18 protein-coding genes are annotated in these 18,146 nt (G+C 66.4%); 12 read left to right on the forward strand and 6 right to left on the reverse strand.

Features of this window, described 5'->3' with window-relative positions:
• The first annotated feature begins 99 nt into the window (after nt 1-99).
• Nucleotides 100-762 (forward strand): DNA oxidative demethylase AlkB, encoded by a 663-nt coding sequence (gene alkB, locus MFF62_RS06860; RefSeq protein ID WP_238261507.1) that lies wholly within the window; start codon nt 100-102, stop codon nt 760-762.
• Nucleotides 763-889: 127 nt separating this feature from the next.
• Nucleotides 890-2,341 (forward strand): SLC13 family permease, encoded by a 1,452-nt coding sequence (locus MFF62_RS06865; RefSeq protein ID WP_238261509.1) that lies wholly within the window; start codon nt 890-892, stop codon nt 2,339-2,341.
• Here MFF62_RS06865 and MFF62_RS06870 read toward each other — a convergent pair whose 3' ends face one another.
• Together MFF62_RS06870 and MFF62_RS06875 are read right to left on the reverse strand one after the other, a co-directional pair.
• Nucleotides 2,342-2,599, reverse strand: coding sequence for a helix-turn-helix domain-containing protein (locus MFF62_RS06870; protein WP_238261511.1), 258 nt, complete (start codon nt 2,597-2,599; stop codon nt 2,342-2,344).
• Nucleotides 2,600-2,776: 177 nt separating this feature from the next.
• The gene (locus MFF62_RS06875) at nt 2,777-3,478 is read right to left on the reverse strand and encodes a GntR family transcriptional regulator (RefSeq protein WP_238261513.1); all 702 of its coding nucleotides are present in this window, start codon (nt 3,476-3,478) and stop codon (nt 2,777-2,779) included.
• 150 nt (nt 3,479-3,628) lie between these two features.
• Here MFF62_RS06875 and araD point away from each other — a divergent pair, with 150 nt between their 5' ends.
• The 7 genes from araD to MFF62_RS06910 all read left to right on the forward strand — a co-directional run bounded on the left by araD (nt 3,629) and on the right by MFF62_RS06910 (nt 11,935).
• Nucleotides 3,629-5,368 carry an L-arabinonate dehydratase gene (araD, locus tag MFF62_RS06880; protein WP_238261516.1) on the forward strand — a complete coding sequence of 580 codons (1,740 nt, stop codon included), beginning with the start codon at nt 3,629-3,631 and terminating at the stop codon, nt 5,366-5,368.
• 9 nt (nt 5,369-5,377) lie between these two features.
• Nucleotides 5,378-6,097, forward strand: coding sequence for a ribonuclease activity regulator RraA (locus tag MFF62_RS06885; protein WP_238261518.1), 720 nt, complete (start codon nt 5,378-5,380; stop codon nt 6,095-6,097).
• Between the two features lie 240 nt (nt 6,098-6,337).
• Nucleotides 6,338-7,306 carry a Bug family tripartite tricarboxylate transporter substrate binding protein gene (locus tag MFF62_RS06890; RefSeq protein ID WP_238261520.1) on the forward strand — a complete coding sequence of 323 codons (969 nt, stop codon included), beginning with the start codon at nt 6,338-6,340 and terminating at the stop codon, nt 7,304-7,306.
• A 38-nt stretch (nt 7,307-7,344) separates the two neighbouring features.
• Entirely contained in the window at nt 7,345-8,280 is a 936-nt protein-coding gene (locus MFF62_RS06895; protein WP_238261522.1) for a 2-hydroxyacid dehydrogenase, read from the forward strand.
• 97 nt (nt 8,281-8,377) lie between these two features.
• Complete coding sequence (locus MFF62_RS06900; protein ID WP_238261524.1) at nt 8,378-9,259, forward strand: intradiol ring-cleavage dioxygenase; 882 nt, start codon at nt 8,378-8,380, stop codon at nt 9,257-9,259.
• Nucleotides 9,260-9,673: 414 nt separating this feature from the next.
• The gene (locus MFF62_RS06905; RefSeq protein WP_238261526.1) at nt 9,674-11,263 is read left to right on the forward strand and encodes an EAL domain-containing protein; all 1,590 of its coding nucleotides are present in this window, start codon (nt 9,674-9,676) and stop codon (nt 11,261-11,263) included.
• A gap of 51 nt (nt 11,264-11,314) precedes the next feature.
• Entirely contained in the window at nt 11,315-11,935 is a 621-nt protein-coding gene (locus tag MFF62_RS06910) for a LysE family translocator (protein ID WP_238261528.1), read from the forward strand.
• A 42-nt stretch (nt 11,936-11,977) separates the two neighbouring features.
• On the opposite strand, the gene MFF62_RS06915 is transcribed toward MFF62_RS06910, so the two are convergent.
• Together MFF62_RS06915 and MFF62_RS06920 are read right to left on the reverse strand one after the other, a co-directional pair.
• Complete coding sequence (locus MFF62_RS06915) at nt 11,978-12,967, reverse strand: tripartite tricarboxylate transporter substrate binding protein (RefSeq protein ID WP_404990685.1); 990 nt, start codon at nt 12,965-12,967, stop codon at nt 11,978-11,980.
• A 104-nt stretch (nt 12,968-13,071) separates the two neighbouring features.
• On the reverse strand, nt 13,072-13,998 hold the full coding sequence (locus MFF62_RS06920) for a LysR family transcriptional regulator (protein ID WP_238261531.1): 927 nt from the start codon (nt 13,996-13,998) through the stop codon (nt 13,072-13,074).
• A 345-nt stretch (nt 13,999-14,343) separates the two neighbouring features.
• Here MFF62_RS06920 and MFF62_RS06925 point away from each other — a divergent pair, with 345 nt between their 5' ends.
• The gene (locus tag MFF62_RS06925) at nt 14,344-14,817 is read left to right on the forward strand and encodes a polyhydroxyalkanoate granule-associated phasin (protein ID WP_238261533.1); all 474 of its coding nucleotides are present in this window, start codon (nt 14,344-14,346) and stop codon (nt 14,815-14,817) included.
• A 160-nt stretch (nt 14,818-14,977) separates the two neighbouring features.
• Nucleotides 14,978-15,379, forward strand: coding sequence for a hypothetical protein (locus MFF62_RS06930; protein WP_238261535.1), 402 nt, complete (start codon nt 14,978-14,980; stop codon nt 15,377-15,379).
• Between the two features lie 89 nt (nt 15,380-15,468).
• On the opposite strand, the gene MFF62_RS06935 is transcribed toward MFF62_RS06930, so the two are convergent.
• On the reverse strand, nt 15,469-15,912 hold the full coding sequence (locus tag MFF62_RS06935) for a hypothetical protein (protein WP_238261536.1): 444 nt from the start codon (nt 15,910-15,912) through the stop codon (nt 15,469-15,471).
• Between the two features lie 174 nt (nt 15,913-16,086).
• Between MFF62_RS06935 and MFF62_RS30865 the strand changes: the two genes are divergently transcribed.
• Nucleotides 16,087-16,215: a hypothetical protein gene (locus MFF62_RS30865; RefSeq protein ID WP_404990702.1), complete on the forward strand. Its 129-nt coding sequence runs from the start codon at nt 16,087-16,089 to the stop codon at nt 16,213-16,215.
• 139 nt (nt 16,216-16,354) lie between these two features.
• Here the strand turns inward: MFF62_RS30865 and MFF62_RS06940 are convergent, their stop codons facing one another.
• Nucleotides 16,355-17,902, reverse strand: coding sequence for a choice-of-anchor tandem repeat GloVer-containing protein (locus tag MFF62_RS06940; protein WP_238261538.1), 1,548 nt, complete (start codon nt 17,900-17,902; stop codon nt 16,355-16,357).
• Nucleotides 17,903-18,146: the final 244 nt, after the last annotated feature.

An 18,146-nucleotide genomic window follows, 5' to 3' on the forward strand; every position in this document is an offset into this window, starting at 1 on the left:
TGAAAACGTCGCCTGACCTTAATCGAAATAAACGAAACGGGCAATCACCATGGTCAAGGGAACGCGAGTCTGACGACCGCCCGGTATGATCGGGGCACCATGACCTTCGACCTCTTCGACGCTCTCCCTGCAGACCCCGACACCCCGCCCGCCAGCGAACCCCTGGGCCCTGGCGCCGTTGTCCTGCGTGGCTTTGCGCGCGAGGTGGGGCCTGCGCTGCTGGAGGCCGTGGGCGAAGTCAGCACCGGCTCACCGTTTCGGCATCTGATCACGCCGGGTGGGCTGCGCATGTCGGTGGCGATGACCAATTGCGGCGAGCGCGGGTGGGTGTCGGATCGCACCGGGTATCGCTATGACGAGATCGATCCCGATCTGGGCCGGCCCTGGCCGACGATGCCCGACGCGTTTCGCGCGCTGGCGCATGACGCGGCGCAGGCTGCCGGCTATGACGATTTCCGCCCCGACGCCTGCCTGATCAACCGCTATCTGCCCGGTACGCGGCTGTCGCTGCATCAGGATCGCGATGAGTTGGACCTGCGGGCGCCAATCGTTTCGGTGTCGCTGGGGCTGCCGGCCATCTTTCTCTGGGGCGGGCTGCGCCGGGCCGACCGGCCGGCGCGCGTGCGGCTGGCGCATGGCGATGTGGTGGTGTGGGGCGGGCCATCGCGGCTGGTGTTCCACGGCATTGCGCCGCTGGCTGCAGGTGATCACCCACTGACCGGCGGCGAGCGGATCAACCTGACGTTCCGGAAGACACGCTAGGAACAGGGCGATGCCATACGGCAGTTGCCTGCTTTGTAATACATGCCTACGATAGCGACTCAGCACTTCCGCTCATAAAACAAGACCCGCGCCGCAAAACCAGCCGGGCCCAGCGAGACAATCCCTGATGTCAGCCACCCCCGGCCGTGCCGACGCGCGTCCCGATGCCCCGCCTCCCAAACCGGCGCCCCTTGCCGGCCGTCCTGCAGATTCCATTCGCGCCGCCCTGCTGATTGCCGCGTGCATTGCCGCGGTCTGGATCGCGGGCACCGCGCTGCATGCGCCCCCTGCCCTGATCTGGGCCGGCGCGCTGGTGTTGTCCACCGTCAGTTGCTGGGCCGTCGGCGTGTTGCCGGAACCCACGGCGACGCTGCTGTTTTTCCTAGCCGCCGTGGTGTTCCACATCGCGCCGTCGACCGTGGTGTTTTCCGGATTCACCTCCGCGGCGTGGTGGCTGATGTTCGGCGGCGCCGTGACCGGGGTGGCGCTGCGCAACACCGGGCTGGCGCTGCGCCTAGCGGACATCATCTTCCACAAGCGGGTGGGTACTTACCCACAGGTCATCACCACGGTGGCGCTGAGCGCGGTGGGCCTGGCGTTCCTGATGCCGTCCACCACGGGCCGCGTGCTGCTGCTGATGCCGATCGTACTGGCGCTGGCCGACCGGCTCGGCTTTGCCGCCGGATCGAACGGCCGCATCGGCATGGTGATGACCGTGGCCCTGGCCAGCTACATGCCGCCTACCACGATCCTGCCGGCCAATATTCCGAACAGCGTGCTGCTGGGCGCCGCCAGTTCGCTGTATCACATCAACCTGAGCTACGGCAGCTACCTGCTGCTGCACTTTCCGATCCTCGGCGCGCTGAAGACCGTGGTGCTGATCTGGATGATCTGCAAGCTGTTCCCGGAAAATGGCCCGATGCCCGCGCAGGCGGCCACGGTCAGTACCGCGATGGGTGGGCAGGAACGCGCGCTGGCCATCATACTGGCGCTGGCGGTGGCGGGGTTCGCCACCGATGCCTGGCATGGCATCTCGCCCGCGTGGATCTCGCTGGCCGCATGCATCATCTGCCTGTTGCCCGGCATCGGGCTGGTGCCGCCCAAGGCCCTGGCCGAAGGGGTGCATCTGGTACCGCTGATTTATGTGGCCGGCTTTCTCGGACTGGGCGCGGTGGTGGAATCCACCGGCCTGGGCAGCGCCATCAGTGCCGGGCTCCTGCAAGTGCTGCCGCTGACGCCGGGCCATACTGCCGCCAATGTCGGCACCATCGGGGCGATGGGCGCGGTGCTGGGCATGATGTCGACGCTGCCAGCCTTGCCGGCGGTGCTGACGCCGCTGGCGCGCGACCTGGCCAACGCCACGGGGCTGCCACTGGAAACGGTGCTGATGCTGCAGGTGCCGGTGTTCTCGACGGTGTTCTTCCCGTACCAGTCGCCGCCGATCGTGATCGCGATGCAACTGGGCGGCGTGGGCTTGCGCCACGGTACGCGTCTTTGCCTGGCCGTTGCGGCCATCACGATCGTCGTGCTGCTGCCGCTCGATTACTTCTGGTGGAAGTTGCTGGGCTACCTGCCCTGACTACCACTCCAGCTTCTCGATCAGCTCGTCGTGCACCGCGCGCGGCTCGACGATCAGGTCCAGCTCGTAGGCGCCCAACAGCGCCAGCAGCTGGGCCACGCTGATGGTTTCTGGGTTCAATTCCATATGAGAAATGCGGCTCTGGCTGATGGCCAGCCGCGCGGCGGCGTCGGCCTGCGTCAGGCCGGCGATCTTGCGCGCGCCCTGGAGCACCTGCCCCAGTTGGTCGCTGCTGGTAATGGTGACTCTGGCGGACATCTTCGTCTACCCGGCAGTAAGTACATCTGGAATCTATCAATTTTCGCCAGCAATCGACAAATTCTTCGTCGGTGACGAATGCGGAGATGTTGCCAATACCCATGCGGTGGGTAGATTGACTGCAATGCGTTGCCAAAAACAAACGCCGGCCGCGCCGGGCCGGTCGCCGCCGGGATTTCAGCGCAGGTAATCGCGAAAACGCGAGCGGATTTCCTCGACGTTGGCGAGCGTTCCGGTCAGGTGACCGCGCAATGCGGCTTCGGCGCCGGCCACATCCCCTGCCGCGATGGCGTCGACGATGGCCGTATGGTCGCGCAGTACGGCATTGGCCTTGCCCGGAATCGGCAGGTGCAGGCGGCGCAGGCGGTCCAGGTGGCCGCTCTGGCGGCGCACCAGCCCGAACAGGTCCGGCACGGCGGCCGCTTCGTAGAGCTGGCGATGGAAATACTGGTCGTTGGCGGTGAATTCCGCCAGGTCGTCCAGTTCCAGCATGCGCTGCTGGCGGGCAATCGTGGCGCGCAGGCGGTCTACCAGCGCGGGATCGGGCGATTCGGCCAGGTTCCGCACGATTTCCACTTCCACCGAGCGCCGCAGGAAATGCGCCTGCCGCGCCAGCGCCACATCCACGCGGCTCACGCGCGTGGCGTGCTGCGGAAACACGTCGACCAGCCCTTCCTCGGCCAGGCGCATCAGCGCATCCCGCACCGGTGTCTGGCTGATGCCATATTGCAGCGCCAGTTCCGGGCGCGACAGCACCGTGCCCGGCGGCAGCGTCATCGAGATGATCTGGTCGCGCATGTGCTCGAACACCTGCGGCGCCGCCTGGCGCGTGCGGTCGAACTGGAACTGCGCGGACGGGTTGGGAAGAATGGCGGCCATGCGAACAAGGATTAGACGTTGGGCGCGATTCTAGCTGAACGGGTCAGGGTCATATCGCGTTGACGTACTAATACATTAGTGCTTTAATCCTTCAAAGCCCAGTCATCGTACAACTAGGTGGCTGCAAGATTACTAGTGGAAGAGACAACCATGACGGCACAGAAGAAAACGCCGGACCAGCTGCGCAGCGCGCGCTGGTTCGCGCCCGACGACTTGCGTTCGTCCGGGCATCGCTCGCGGATCATGCAGATGGGCTACGCGCCCGATGAATGGATGGGCAAGCCGCTCATTGCCATCATCAACACGTGGTCCGACATCAATCCGTGCCACTCGCACTTCAAGCAGCGGGTGGAAGACGTGAAGCGCGGCATCCTGCAGGCCGGTGGTTTCCCCGTGGAGCTACCGGCCATTTCTTTGTCCGAGAGCTCGGTCAAGCCCACCACGATGCTGTACCGCAACCTGCTGGCCATCGAGACCGAGGAGCTGATCCGCTCGCACCCGATCGACGGCGCGGTGCTGATGGGCGGCTGCGACAAGACCACGCCGGGGCTGCTGATGGGTGCCACCAGCGCGGGTGTGCCAGCCATCTACGTGCCCGCCGGGCCGATGCTGCGCGGCAACTACAAGGGACAGGTACTGGGCTCCGGCTCCGACGCGTGGAAGTTCTGGGACGAACGCCGCGCGGGCAATATCAGCAAGACCGAGTGGATCGGCATCGAAGGCGGCATTGCGCGCAGCCACGGCACCTGCATGACGATGGGCACGGCCAGCACGATGACCGCGATTGCCGAGACCATTGGCATGACCCTGCCCGGCGCGTCGTCGATTCCGGCCGCTGATGCCAACCATATCCGCATGTGTTCCGAAGCCGGCCGGCGCATCGTCGACATGGTCTGGGAAGACCTGACCCCGAAGCGCATCCAGACCCGCCAATCGTTCGAGAACGCGATTGCCGTGGCCATGGCCATGGGCTGCTCCACCAACGCCATCATCCACGTGATTGCCATGGCGCGCCGCGCTGGCCACGACATCGGGCTGGAAGACTTCGACCGCGCGAGCCGCCACGTGCCCGTGATCGCCAATATCCGACCCAGCGGCGACACGTACCTGATGGAGGACTTCTTCTACGCAGGCGGGCTGCCGGCGCTGATGACGCGCATCCGCGACAAGCTCCACCTGGACGCGCCCACGGTCACCGGCCGCACGCTCGGCGAGAACATCGCCGGCGCCGAGGTGCACAACGACGACGTGATCCGCACCTGCGAGAACGCGCTGTACCAGGAAGGTGCGCTGGCCGTGCTACGCGGCAACATCGCGCCCGACGGCTGCGTGATCAAGCCCAGCGCCTGCGAGCCGCGTTTCTTCAAGCACACCGGCCCGGCGCTGGTGTTCGACGACTATCCGTCGATGAAGGCTGCTGTCGAGGACGAGAACCTGGACGTGACCGCCGACCACGTCCTGATCCTGCGCAACGCCGGCCCGCTCGGTGGCCCCGGCATGCCCGAATGGGGCATGTTGCCGATTCCCAAAAAGCTCGTGAAGCAGGGCGTGCGCGACATGCTGCGCATGTCCGATGCACGGATGAGCGGCACCAGCTACGGTGCGTGCATCCTGCACGTGGCACCCGAGGCGTACATCGGCGGCCCGTTCGCGCTGGTCAAGACCGGCGACCTGATTTCGGTCGACATCGAACAGCGCAGCATCCACCTGGAAATTTCCGACGAAGAAATGGCCGCGCGCCGCGCCGCCTGGACGCCGCTGCCCCCGCGCTATGCCCGCGGTTACGGCTACCTGTTCTCGCGCCACGTGCGCCAGGCCAACGACGGCTGCGACTTCGACTTCCTGCAAACCGACTTCGGCGAGCCCGTTGGCGAACCGAGCATCTACTGAGACCCGCCCATGACCCAGCTCAGCACCAGCGTGCGCGACGCACTGAAGACCGTCAGCACCGCAACGCTCTGCACCGCGCTGTTCAAGCGCGGCCTCCGCAACCAGTTCATCCAGGATGTGCGGCCGCTCAACCCGGATGGGGCATCCATGGTGGGCGAGGCGTTCACGCTGCGCTACATCCCCGCGCGCGAAGACCTGAACCCGATCACCGTGTTCCAGGACCCCAACCATCCGCAACGCCAGGCCATCGAGCAGTGCCCGCCGGGCGCAGTGCTGGTCATCGACAGCCGCAAGGACGCGCGCGCCGCGTCGGCCGGATCGATCCTGGTGACGCGGTTGATGCAGCGCGGCGGCGCCGGCATCGTCACCGATGGCGGCTTCCGCGACTCGCCCGAGATCGCGCAGATGGCGATGCCCGCCTATCACCATCGCCCGTCCGCGCCCACCAACCTGACGCTGCATCAGGCGCTGGAATTCAACGTGCCGATCGGCTGCGGCGACGTGGCCGTGTTCCCCGGTGACGTGGTGGTGGGCGATGCCGAAGGCGTGGTCATCATCCCGCGCCACATGGCCGAGGAAATCGCCGCCGAGGCCGTGGAGATGACCGCGTTCGAGGACTTCGTGACCGAGGCCGTGCGCGACGGCCGCTCGATCATCGGGCTCTATCCGCCGACGACGGAACAGGCGCGTGAGGATTTTGTGGTGTGGCGGAAGGCGCGGGGGCGCTAGTTTTTTCCCAACGGTTTGCTCCCCTCTCTCGCACCACCGTTTTGCTCCCCTCTCCCGCGTCGCGGGAGAGGGGCCGGGGGAGAGGACATAGCGTGTCGTGCTTGACTTGCCTTGTTAGTACTTCAAGCGCCCGCCCTCTCCCCTCTCCCGCACGCGGGAGAGGGGAGAAAACCAAGAGCTCATAGCCAACGTTTTCGCTACACCAATTTCGCCATTCCATAAAAACACCGGAGACAAAACATGTTGAAGATTGCCCGCATCGCCGCCGCTGTGCTGACCGGCACGTTTGCCCTTGCCACCCACGCCCAGGGCGAATGGCCCACGCGCGCCGTCACCATCATCGTGCCGTTCACGCCCGGCGGCGGCACCGACATTGGCACGCGCCTGGTGGCGCAGCGGCTGGCGCAGCTGTGGAACCAGCCTGTCGTCGTCGACAACCGTCCCGGCGCGGCCGGCAACGTCGGGCTGGAGCTGACCGCACGCGCCAAGCCCGACGGCTACACGCTCGTGGCCGGCAATGTCGGCACGCAATCGATCAACCCGTTCCTGTACAAGAAGCTCAACTACAAGCCGGACAGCTTCGTGCCCGTGACGATGATGGCCGAATTGCCGTTCGCACTGGTGGTCACGCCGGGCCTGCCCGCCAAGACGCCGAAGGAACTGGTAGCGCTGGCCAAGGCCAAGCCCGGCAAGCTGACGTTCGCCAGTTCCGGTACGGGCGGGTCGCCGCACCTGTCGGGCGAGATCTTCAAGGCCGCCACCAGTACCGACATGCTGCACGTGCCGTACAAGGGCGGCGGCGCGGCCATGACCGACCTGATGGCCGGCAATGTCGACATGCTGTTTGCCTCGATCCTGGAAACCACGGGCCACGTGAAGGCCGGCAAGCTGCGCGCGCTGGCCGTGACCGGCAACGTACGGTCGCCGTCGATGCCCGATGTGCCGACGCTGGCCGAAGCCGGTATCCAGAACGCCGAGTCCGGATCGTGGGTGGGCCTGCTGGCGCCCGCCGGCACGCCCAAGGACATCGTCGACAAGATCGCCGCCGACGTGAAGAAGGTGGTCGCCATGCCCGAAGTGAAGAAGCAACTGATCGAGCAAGGTGCGATTCCCGTGGGCAGCACGCCGCAGCAGTTTGCCGAGACCATCGCCAATGACCGCAAGCGTTACGCAAGGATCATCGCTGATAATCACCTGAGCGCCGACTGACCGCGCGCCCAGCCATTCATAAAAAGGACACTTCTCGCATGAAACCCCGCCTCCTGCAGCATGGCCGGCTCCCGGAACAGACCGAAGCCCGTCTGGCCGAGCATTTCGATGTGCATCCGCTCTGGGCCGAAAGCGACCCCGCCGCCTACCTGGCGCAACATGGCGGCGAGTTCGTGGCGATGACCACGCGCGCGGCCACCGGTGTCGACGCCGCGATGCTGGGCGCGCTGCCCAACCTGCGCGTGATTTCCAGCTTTGGCGTCGGCCTGGACAAGCTGGACCTGGACACCGCCCGCGCACGCGGCATCGCGGTGGGCTACACCCCCGACGTGCTCAACGACTGCGTGGCCGATACCGCCTTTGCGCTGCTGATGGATGCGGCACGCCAGGTCAGCGCGGCGGACCGCTACACGCGCCGCGGCGAATGGCTCAAGGCACCGTACCCGCTGACCACGCGCGTCAGCGGCAAGCGCCTGGGCATCGTCGGCATGGGCCGCATCGGCCGGGTCATCGCCAAACGTTCGAGCGGCTTCGACATGGAGGTGCGCTACTTCGGCCGCAAGCCGCAGGAAGGCGTGGATGGTTTCGAGCCGTCGCTGGAAGCGCTGGCCAAGTGGGCCGACTTCCTGGTGGTGGCCACCTCGGGCGGCCCGGCCACGCGCAACCTGATCTCGGCGGCCGTGCTCGACGCGCTCGGGCCGCAGGGCTACCTGATCAATATCGCGCGCGGCACGGTGGTCGATGAAGCCGCGCTGGTGGACGCGCTCACGCACAAGCGCATTGCCGGCGCCGGGCTGGACGTGTTCGAGAACGAGCCCAAGGTGCCCGAAGCGCTGTTCGCCCTAGACAACGTGGTGCTGCTGCCCCACGTGGCCAGCGGCACCCACGAGACCCGCGCCGCCATGGCCGGGCTGGTGTTCGACAACCTGAAGAGCTTCTTCGACACCGGCGCGGTCCTGAAATCGGCCGTCTGACCCACTGCAAAGCGTAGCCGGGGCGACACAGAGCGGAAATACTGCCGCCTGCGGCCCGGCGCTACACTGGGCATCCCACTTCCACACGGAGCGTGCGATGCCCGCAAACCCCGCGCAGCCAGCTTCGGCGTCGCGCCGCCGGCACCTGCTGGCGGCGGCGCTCGGCGGTGCTGGCCTGCTCACTCTTTCGCGCACGGCACCCGCCGCCGCGCAGGTCCTGCCCACCGCCACGGCACTGCCGCTGACGGCGCAGACCACCGAGGGGCCGTTCTATTTCGATCCGGGCAAGACCCGCCAGGACATCACCGAAGGCCAGCCCGGCGTGGCGCTCGAAGTCCGCTTCACGGTGGTCGATGCGCACGGCCAGCCGCTGACCGGCAAGCGCGTGGACCTCTGGCACTGCAACGCGGCCGGCGTGTACTCCGGCTATGCCGGCCAGATCGACGACTACGACCAGCGCGTGTCGACCAAGGGCCAGACCTTCCTACGCGGCAGCCAGCAGGTGGGCGCCGATGGCGTGGCCACCTTCCGCACGGTCTATCCGGGCTGGTACGAGGGCCGCGCCACGCACCTGCATATGAAGGTGCTGGACGGCAACCGCGCGTTGCTGACCACGCAGTGCTTCCTGCCCGACGCGCTCAGCGAATACCTGTACACCCGGCTGCCCGCGTACAAGCGCCAACGCGTGCGCGAGACCCTGAACAGCAACGACGGCATCGCGCTGCGCGCCGGCGATACGGTGCAGGGCGCCGTGCGCGAGGCCAAGGGCCGCTATATCGCCACGCTGATGCTGGTGGTGGACCCCGCCGCGACGTCGCCGCGCGAGATGTTTCCGCCGCAAGGCCAGCACGATGACCCCGCCATGAGTTCGCCCGCCGGATCGCACGCCGGGCCACCCCCCGGCCCGCCGCCCGGCCACGGCCCGCATGCGGCGCTGGAAGGCGAGCCACGCGTGGCCGCCATGGTGCCGGGCGTCTAGCCTCATCCCCGCGCCGCCCAAGCCAGTCAATCCTTCCCTCCGCGCCCCGGCCGCCAAGCGCCGGGGCCGCCCCTTCGCCCTCGTCCCGGGCCCCGGCCAGTGTGCGCCGGCCTACACCCCACCATCGGTATGAACCGGGCGTAAAGAAATATCCCTTACCCTGTGCCAGACGCCGCGCCGCGTGCCGCCTTGCCGCCGGCACGCGCCCGGGCGAAATGCAAAAACGAGTACGAAGTAACAGACGTGATGGGCCATTGTTAGCTATGCTCCCCAGAGCAGGTGCGTGATTTTGTGGTGCAGCAACCGAAGGACTCACTCCAGTTTCAGGCAACACTGACAAATCCGGTTTGTGAATGGGACGGTGCCGCAAGCGCCGTGGGCGCCGCGCGCGGCGCACTATCCAGAGGGCTCCTGATGCAGCGCAGCTGGTTCCTGGTTGTGACGATCGTGCTGGCGACGATGGCCACGCTTTTCCCCGTGGGGATCGGCGTGTTCATGGCCCAGCTCGAAGCCAGCCGGCGCGAATCCGAGCAGTTGAGCGTGTTCGCCGACGCTGCCGTCACGCGGGCCGAGACGGTCATGACGCAGGCCCTGAACGCGCTGCAAGACCTGGAATCGCTGCGCGAGGACCCGTGCTCGTCGTCGCATCTGGTGGAGATGCGGCGCATCACCTATACCTACCGCCATATCCAGGACGCCGGCGCATATAAAGGCGGCAAGCGGCTGTGCTCGGCGCTGCTGGGCGCCGTGCAGGCCGACCAGTTCATACTGCCGCCCCCCGACTGGCGCACCCCCGACGGCCTCGACTACTGGTTCGACCAGCCCAACCCGTTTGCCGCCCCGCGCCGCTCGATGCTGCTGGGCCGCAACGGCAGCTACGTCGGGCTCGATCCCCAGACCTTTGTCGACGTGGTCGATCGCGAATCGCGCATGCTGGCCACGGTGCAGACCGATGCCGGCCGCATCTTCGCGGCGTCGCAGGGCGCCAGCCTGGCGCGGCTGCAGCGCGCCTACGCAGACCACTCCTATGGATCGGGCGGCGACGCCACTCATGACGACGATGCATCAATCGTCCTGCGCAAGTCGCGCACCATGCCGCTGGCCGTGGTGGTGCTGGCCCCGCGTGCGGCCCTGCTGACCAACTGGCGGGCGCTGCTGGCCGGTGGCCTGATCGTGGGCCTGGCGGCCGGCGTGCCGCTGGGCATCCTGGTCTGGCGGCGCGCCACCCGGCGCTTCAGCCTGGAGGGCGAACTGCGCGGCGCGGTACGGCGCCACGAGATGGCCGTGCACTACCAGCCCATCGTGTCGCTGGCCGACAACCAGTGGGTGGGCGTGGAAGCCCTGGTGCGCTGGCGGCGCCATGGCCGCCTGGTGCGCCCCAACCTGTTCATTCCGATGGCGGAGAATGCCGGCCTGATCCAGCAGATCACCGACCAGGTGCTGGACATCGTGCTGGCCGAAATCGGCACCCTGCTGCGTCGGCATCCGCACTTCTACGTGTCAATCAACGTTGGCGTGGAAGACCTCAAGAGCCGCCGCTTCCTGAGCGTGCTGACCACGCGGCTGCGCGGCAGCGGCATTTCGCCGGACCAGATCCGCATCGAGGCCACCGAACGCGGCTTCCTGGAGCCCGACGTGGCGCGCGACACGATCCAGGCGTTCCGCGATGCCGGGCACCCGGTCTATATCGATGACTTCGGCACCGGCTATTCGAGCCTGTCGTACCTGCAGAGCTTCAAGGTCGACGCGCTCAAGATCGACAAGTCCTTTGTCGACACGATCGGCCAGGAGGCGGCATCGAGCACGGTGGCACCGCACATCATCGCCATGGCTCAATCGCTGGGGCTGCAGGTGGTGGCCGAAGGCATCGAGGACCGCAACCAGGCCGACTTCCTGCGCGCGCAGGGCGTGGACTACGGCCAGGGCTGGCTGTTCGGCAGGCCGGTGCCTGCTGTGGAATTGGCGCAACTGTTGGCGCGCGGCGCCTCGCAGGCGGCGGCCTAGCCGATAGAATCGGCAGACAATTCCCAGATCAAACGCGAGACCCCTGCCGCCATGTCCTCACTGCCCGCCCTCTTTCTCACCGCCGCCGGCGTTGGCCTGGCCGTGGCCGCTCCTGTCGGCCCGATGGGGATGCTCTGCATCCGCCGCACGCTGACCGACGGCCCGCGTGCCGGCTTGTCGATCGGGCTGGGTATCGCGCTTGGTGATGCCGTGTATGGACTGGTGGCCGCGCTGGGCCTGGTCGGGGTGTCGCAGTTCATGCTGGCCTACGACAAGCCGCTGCATATCGCGGCGGGATTGTTCCTGATCTACCTGGGGCTGCGCACTTTCTTCCACAAGCCCACCGAGCAGGTGGCCACGCTGCGCGGCAACGGGACGGGGATGCGCGCGTTTGGCAGCGCGTTCCTGCTGACGCTGACCAACCCGCAGACCATCATCATGTTCGCGGCGCTGTTCGCCACGCTGGCCCCGCGCGGTCCGTTCTCGACGACCATCGCGATGACCACCGTGCTGGGCGTGTTCTGCGGATCGGTGGCCTGGTGGTGCGTGCTGGTGGCGATGATCACTGGCGCACGCCATGCGCTGGGCGCGCGCCTGCGCCAGTGGATCGACCGGGTGGCCGGCCTGGCACTGGCCGCGTTCGGCCTAGCGGAGATCCGCCGCGCGATGTAGGCCGCGCGGCGTACCGGGGCTGGGTCGGCTAAAGCGCCCCGGTTACTCGGCCTTGGCGCCCGAATCCTTCGCCACCTTGGTCCACTTGGTGGTTTCGGTCTTGATAAAGGCGGCCAGTTGCTGGGGCGTCATGTCGCCGGCGGTCACGCCCTGTTCGTCGAAACGCTTCTGCACATCAGGCTGCTTGAGCACCTTGGCAAGTTCGGCGCTCACGCGCTGGCGCACTGCCTCGGGCGTGTTGTGCGGCGCCATCAGCGCATACCAGGTGGTGACCTCGTAGCCGGGCACACCGCTCTCCGCCACCGTGGGCACGCCCGGATAGGCGGCCGACCGCTTGGCCGACGTCACGGCCAGCGCCTTGACCTTGCCGCTCTTGATATGCGGGTTGGCCGACGGGCTGGTCTCGATGGCCATCTGGATCTGACCGGCCATCAGGTCGGTCATCATCGGTGCACCGCCCTTGTACGGCACGTGCGAGATATCGGTGCCGGTGGACGCGCGGAACAGCTCGCCCGACAGGTGCTCGGTGCTGCCAATACCGGCCGAACCGTAGTTGACCTTGCCCGGATTGGCCTTGATGTACGCCACCAGTTCCTGCACGGTCTTGGCCGGAATCGACGGATTCACGATCAGCACGTTGGGCGTCAGCGCCACCATGCCGATGGGCTCCAGGTCTTTCTGGAAATCGTAGGGCAGCGTCTTGTAGATGCCGGGCGCCATCGTGTGCGCCACGGTGGCCAGCAGGAACGTGTAGCCGTCCGGATTGGCACGCGCCACCACGGCGCCGCCGATGGTGCCGCCCGCGCCGGGACGGTTATCGACCACCACGGGCTGGCCCAGCGCTTCACCGAGGCGCTGGCCGACGGCGCGGCCGATGATGTCGGTGGTACCGCCCGAGGCAAACGGCACGACCAGCGTGATCGGCTTGGAAGGCCAGGCGTCGGCGGCAAACGCGGCCGAGGTGGAAGCGGCGGCCAGGGCCATGGCACCGAGCGCCTTCAGCGCGATGCGGCGCGGCATGCGTGGGGTCATGCGAGTCTCCTGCGGGAATCGTTGGAATAATGGTTCTTGAAACTTGTCCCGCGACTCTACGCACCCTGCGACATGTGCACCAGCCCCCACGCTGCGGACGGTCTTCAGGATTTGTGAAGGGTCGCCCCCGGCCAGCGCCCGGCGGTGACCAGTTGGCGGGCCACCTGCTCCAGCACGCTGCGCGCGGCCAGGCCGGCTGGCGACAGCTCGTCGTCCGACAGGCTCACCAGCATGTTGAGCCGGCTCACCCCGGCGTCGGCAATCTCGATCATCGTCAGCGGATCGCCCAGATGGCGCGCCACGGCCGCCCCGGGCTGGATGGTGGCGCCGATGCCGGCCCGTACGGCGTCCATCAGCACGGCCAGCCCGTCGATTTCCGCCACCACGTTCAACGGCCGCTGATTTCGCGCCGATGCCGCGTTCAGTACCGCGCGCAGGCCGTGGGCGCCGCTCGGCAAGATCAGCGGCAGGTCGCCGATGGCTTCCAGTCGCATGGTCTTGGCGTCGGGCAAGCCCGGCTGGTCTGATCGCGCGATGACGAACAGCCGCTCGTCCAGCAACGGCACGCTGCTCCAGCGCTGGCCAGGCTCCAGCTGGAACAGCACGGCCAGGTCGAGCTGGCGCGCGCCGATCATCGTGGCCAGGCCCCCGGACAGGCTCTCCACGAGGTGCAGGCGGATATCGGGATAGCGGTCGCGCATGGCCGTCATGAACGACGGCCCGAGCACGGCCAGCGTGCTGGGCGCCATGCCCACGCTGACATGCCCCGACAGCCGTGCGGTGCGCGCCGCGTGGGCGGCATCGTCGGCATGGCGCAGCGCCAGTTGGGCCTGGCGCCAGAAGGCCAGCCCGGCGTCGGTGGGCACCACGCCGCTGGACGTGCGTTGCAACAGCCGCGTGGACAGCTCGCTTTCCAGCCGGCTGATCTGCTGGCTCAGCGCCGATGTGACCACGCCCAGCCGCTGGGCTGCCTGCCCCATGCTGCCAAGCTCCACCACGTGCACGAAGTAGCGCAGTTGCCGCAGTTCCATTTTCCAGTCCCCTTGCCCGTCCCCAGCCCATGAACCGGTATTGTGCCTGCGGTGCACGCAAACGGCGAATGACGTGACCAATCAGGCACGCGATGGGTGCCAGGCCGCGCCAGATTCCGCGCGCGGTTTTTGCTTCGATCCCACCTATATCGCCCACCCGTAACAGGCGTTCGGGAATTCTGCCGGTTGACCCGTGTTCGTTCATGGAAGAGGATGTGTCGGTCGCCCCCGGAAATACCGTGATGCCCGCATCACTCTCGCCCGGAAATACGCGTTCAACAAGCCGGCACGTCTTGCGTTTGCAGCTTTTTTTCTTTACTGCTTACCTACCTGGAGCCTTCCAGCATGCCAAGCAATACGACGACCCCCTGGGCCAACTGGCCCTCGCCCTTTGCCTCGTACGCATTCGCGCCGTTTGCGCAATTCGTACCGTTTGACCAGAAGCTGCTCGAAAACTGGCAGAAATTCATGGGGCTGAATAGCGACTTCACTCGCGCCATGACCGAGGAAGCCCAATTCGACTGGGCCTCCTGCTTCGTGCCGCAGGACCCCGAGGAATTCTATGCACGGCAATGGACCAGCCAGATGCCGATGATGTCGATTCCGCTGCACTACGCCACCGCCATGCTGGAACTGGGCGCGGCCACGCAGCGCGCGTGGATGGATGCCTGGGGCCACATGCTCGGCCTGCCCGCGCTGTTGCCGGCCATGCCCGTGATGCCCGACGTGGCGGCGGTGGCCACCGCTTCCGGCGATGTCGTGGATGTGCCGGCCGTGAAGATCCGCGAGCCGCGCGGGCGCAAGGACAGTGCGCATTAGCAATCACAGTGCGCATTGAACAGCAGGTAAGGCCAGCAGGGACTATCCTTTAAAGATACTGTCAAGACAGCCCACGAGGCTTGCTATGCCGCCTGCCCGACAAGCTGAGGGCGCAGTCGGGCGGGCCCCTGAATCGCGCCCCAACTGGCGAGGCACCTGCATGAAAACCACACTTCTTTCCAGCCTGATCTTCGCGGCGGCGGCCATGGCACTGGCACCCATCGCGCAAGCACAAACCAAGCAGTTCGACCCCTATTCGCAGGGTGCAAAGGCCGGCAAGGCGGATCCCTATACCGACGGCGCCAAGGTTGGCAAGCCAGACCCGTACACCGACGGCGCCAAGACCGGCAAGTTCGATACGTACACCGACGGCGCGAACCAGTCGACGCGCACTGACCTGGCACCGTCCGCGAAGGCCGACCCGTACACCGACGGCGCCAAGTCGGACAAGTACAACCCGTACACGGACGGTGCCCGCGTAGGCAAGCCTGATCCGTACACCGATGGTGCCAAGGTCGGCAAGCCCGATCCATACACCGACGGCGCGAAGTCGAGCAAGTAAGCGTAGCGCGTTGTAGCGCTGCGCAGCGTCTGCCGAAACTCCTCGCTCCCACGTCTGGTGGGAGCGAGGAGTTTTTCATTGGTAACGCCTCAGTCCGCCGTCACATGGGCCGGCGCGCCTTCCTTGAGCCAGGGCAGGAACGCATGCAGAAAGCGCGACGCGGCCGGCATGAAATAGCTGCCGTGGTGATAGCACGGGTCCAGCGTCGCTACGATGCGGCGTCCCGGTCCGCTAGCCGCATCGTCGTACAGCACCGACCGACCATTGACGGTATCCTCGACCGACACGGCACCTTCGGGTGGCACCAGTTCACCATGCCGATGCCACGTGTCATCGGGCAGCCCCATGCGCGCATACAGGCCATGGCGCACATCGCCCACGCGCAGGCCGGAATCGGCCTCCGGTGCGCGCCACCACCAGAAATTGACTTCGCCCGCATGCCATTGCGCGTCGTCGAGCCATAGGTCGGCCCGGCTTTCACCCAACGCCACCACGAGCTTGCCGGCCGTCCAGGAAATCGGAGACCACGCCACGCACCGCCACCATGTCGGCCGGATTCTGGCGGCTGGCCACGTACAAGCAATCGACCTGCGCGAGGTTGGCGCGCGCCAGCTCCGGCGCATAGACGTTGACGTCGAAGTACCGGCGCAGCGCCGGGGCGTTGAAGGTTGCGTGGTGGTAAGCGGCAACTGGCAGCCAAGCTTGGGGTGCGCGCCGAAACGCTGAGCCGGCTGCTGTCCGACTGGCGCAAGCTTGGGTATTTGGCGGGATGGGGAAGGCAGTGGCTGATCGCCAGGCCGTGTGTGCTGGATGCGGTGGCACGGGGGGTGCGGTAACACTCAGCGGCGTGGAAGAAGCAACGCCAAACAAAAAACCCCGACGGACGCTCACGCGCCCGTCCATGTATCAGCAAATGAAAAATGGAGCTTTATTGGCAGACACCTCTTCTTCGGTGTCTGCCGGGTGCGTAGCCGTTCAGTTCACCCTGAACACCGTACCGCGATTGCCGGAGCCGCCATACATGGTGGTGCCAAACATATTGCCGCGACTGTCCACGACGAGGCCGCCATTCGGGGTGCTACCATCGGCCGCGCCGGTGAAGGTGTACAGCAGCAGCGACGTGTACGTGCCGTCGCCATTGGCCTTCAGCTCGAACACCACGCCGTTGCTGCTTGCGCCACCTGCCGACGTCGTGCCAAACAGATTGCCCTGTGCGTCGAGCGTGAGGCCCGCCAGCGGCGTAGCGCCCGTGGCGCTGGAAAACGAGTAAAGGGTCGTCGTCGTATAGGTGCCGTCACCGTTGGGCTTCAGCTTGAACGCCGTGCCGCTGCCATTGGTGCCGCCATTCTGGGTCGTGCCGAACAGGTTGCCCTGGGCGTCCATGGCCAGCTCCGTCGGAACGTTGCCATCGGTACCCATCCCCGTGAAGGCATGGAGGGTAACCGGCGTCGCATAAGTGCCATCTCCGTTGGCCTGCATCCTGAAGGCGGTGCCATTGCCGCCAGTGGTCACGCCATACAGGTTGCCCTGGCCGTCCAGCATCAGTCCGGCTGGCTTGCTGCCCGCGGCGCCTTCGAAGGCATAGAGCGTCGTCGCCGACTGGTACGTGCCGTCGCCGTTCGCCTGCAGCTTGAAGACCGTGCCGCAACCAAACATGCACGAGAAAAAGCTGCCGCCGGTGCTTGTAGTGCCGAACAGGTTGCCTGCGGAGTCGATCGTCAGACCGGTCGGCCTGCTGCCGTCGGTGTCGGCAAACGAGTGCAACGTCACCATGGTGTAGGTACCGTCACCGTTGGCCTTGAGCTCGAAGACCGTGCCATAACCGTTGGCGCCGCCAGACTGAGTCGTTCCGAACAGATTGCCGTGGCTGTCGATCGCCAGGCCGGTGGGAACGCTGCCATCCGTGCCGGTGAAGGCATACACCGTGGCGGTGGTGTAAGTACCGTCGCCATTGGTCTTTACCGAGAACACCGTGCCATAGCCGGCAATGCTGTCCTGAGTCGTGCCGTACAGGGTGCCCTGCGCATCCGCGACCATCCGGCCAGTCGGACGAATCCCGTCTGCACCAGAGCCCGAGAAAACGTGCAGCGTGTTCAGTTGCGGAGCGTGGCAGTCGACCGTAATGTTGTTGACGTTGGTCGCCACGGTGCCCTGGCCATTTGTCACCGGGCACAACAGCACGCTACTGCCTGCGGAGATGCTGCTCACCGTCACCACGTAAGTGTTGCCGACCTGTACCTTGGCGCCGAAGCTGAACGGCACTGCCGCCGTGCCCGAACTCGGGCCATTGACTACAGTAGGATTCGCGCCGTCGAGCATCAGCGTCACGCTCTGCCCTGCCGAGAGACCCGACACGGAGCCGGTGATGGCATAGGCAGCTACCGGTTGCGGCGTCTCGGGCTGCGGAGCCGCAGGCTGCTGCGCCCCAGGCTGCGTCGCGGTCGGGGAATCGTTGCCCCCGCATCCGGCGAGGGTCAACAGAAGAAGCGCGCAGGCGGCGACGCCTGAGGAGATTCGAGGCATTTTGGGGGACGGTCTTGAGTTCTAGAAATCAGAATGGGAGCGCAGCGAGCCGCGCGCAGCCGATCGCTAGCCATTTGACGGAAGCCGACTGCCGACCTTTGCACGAAGTACATTTCAACCGGCATAGTGCCCAGTCGCTTTCGCGCGATCGCGCAGCAGTATATCGACGCAATCCGGCCTGATTCACTACCCCGTTGTGGGGTGGACGATTGAGACTGGTAGTGTTTCTCGGTCTGCACGCTTG

The sequence above is a fragment of the Cupriavidus pauculus genome (assembly GCF_022179805.1).
Lineage (GTDB): Bacteria > Pseudomonadota > Gammaproteobacteria > Burkholderiales > Burkholderiaceae > Cupriavidus > Cupriavidus pauculus_E.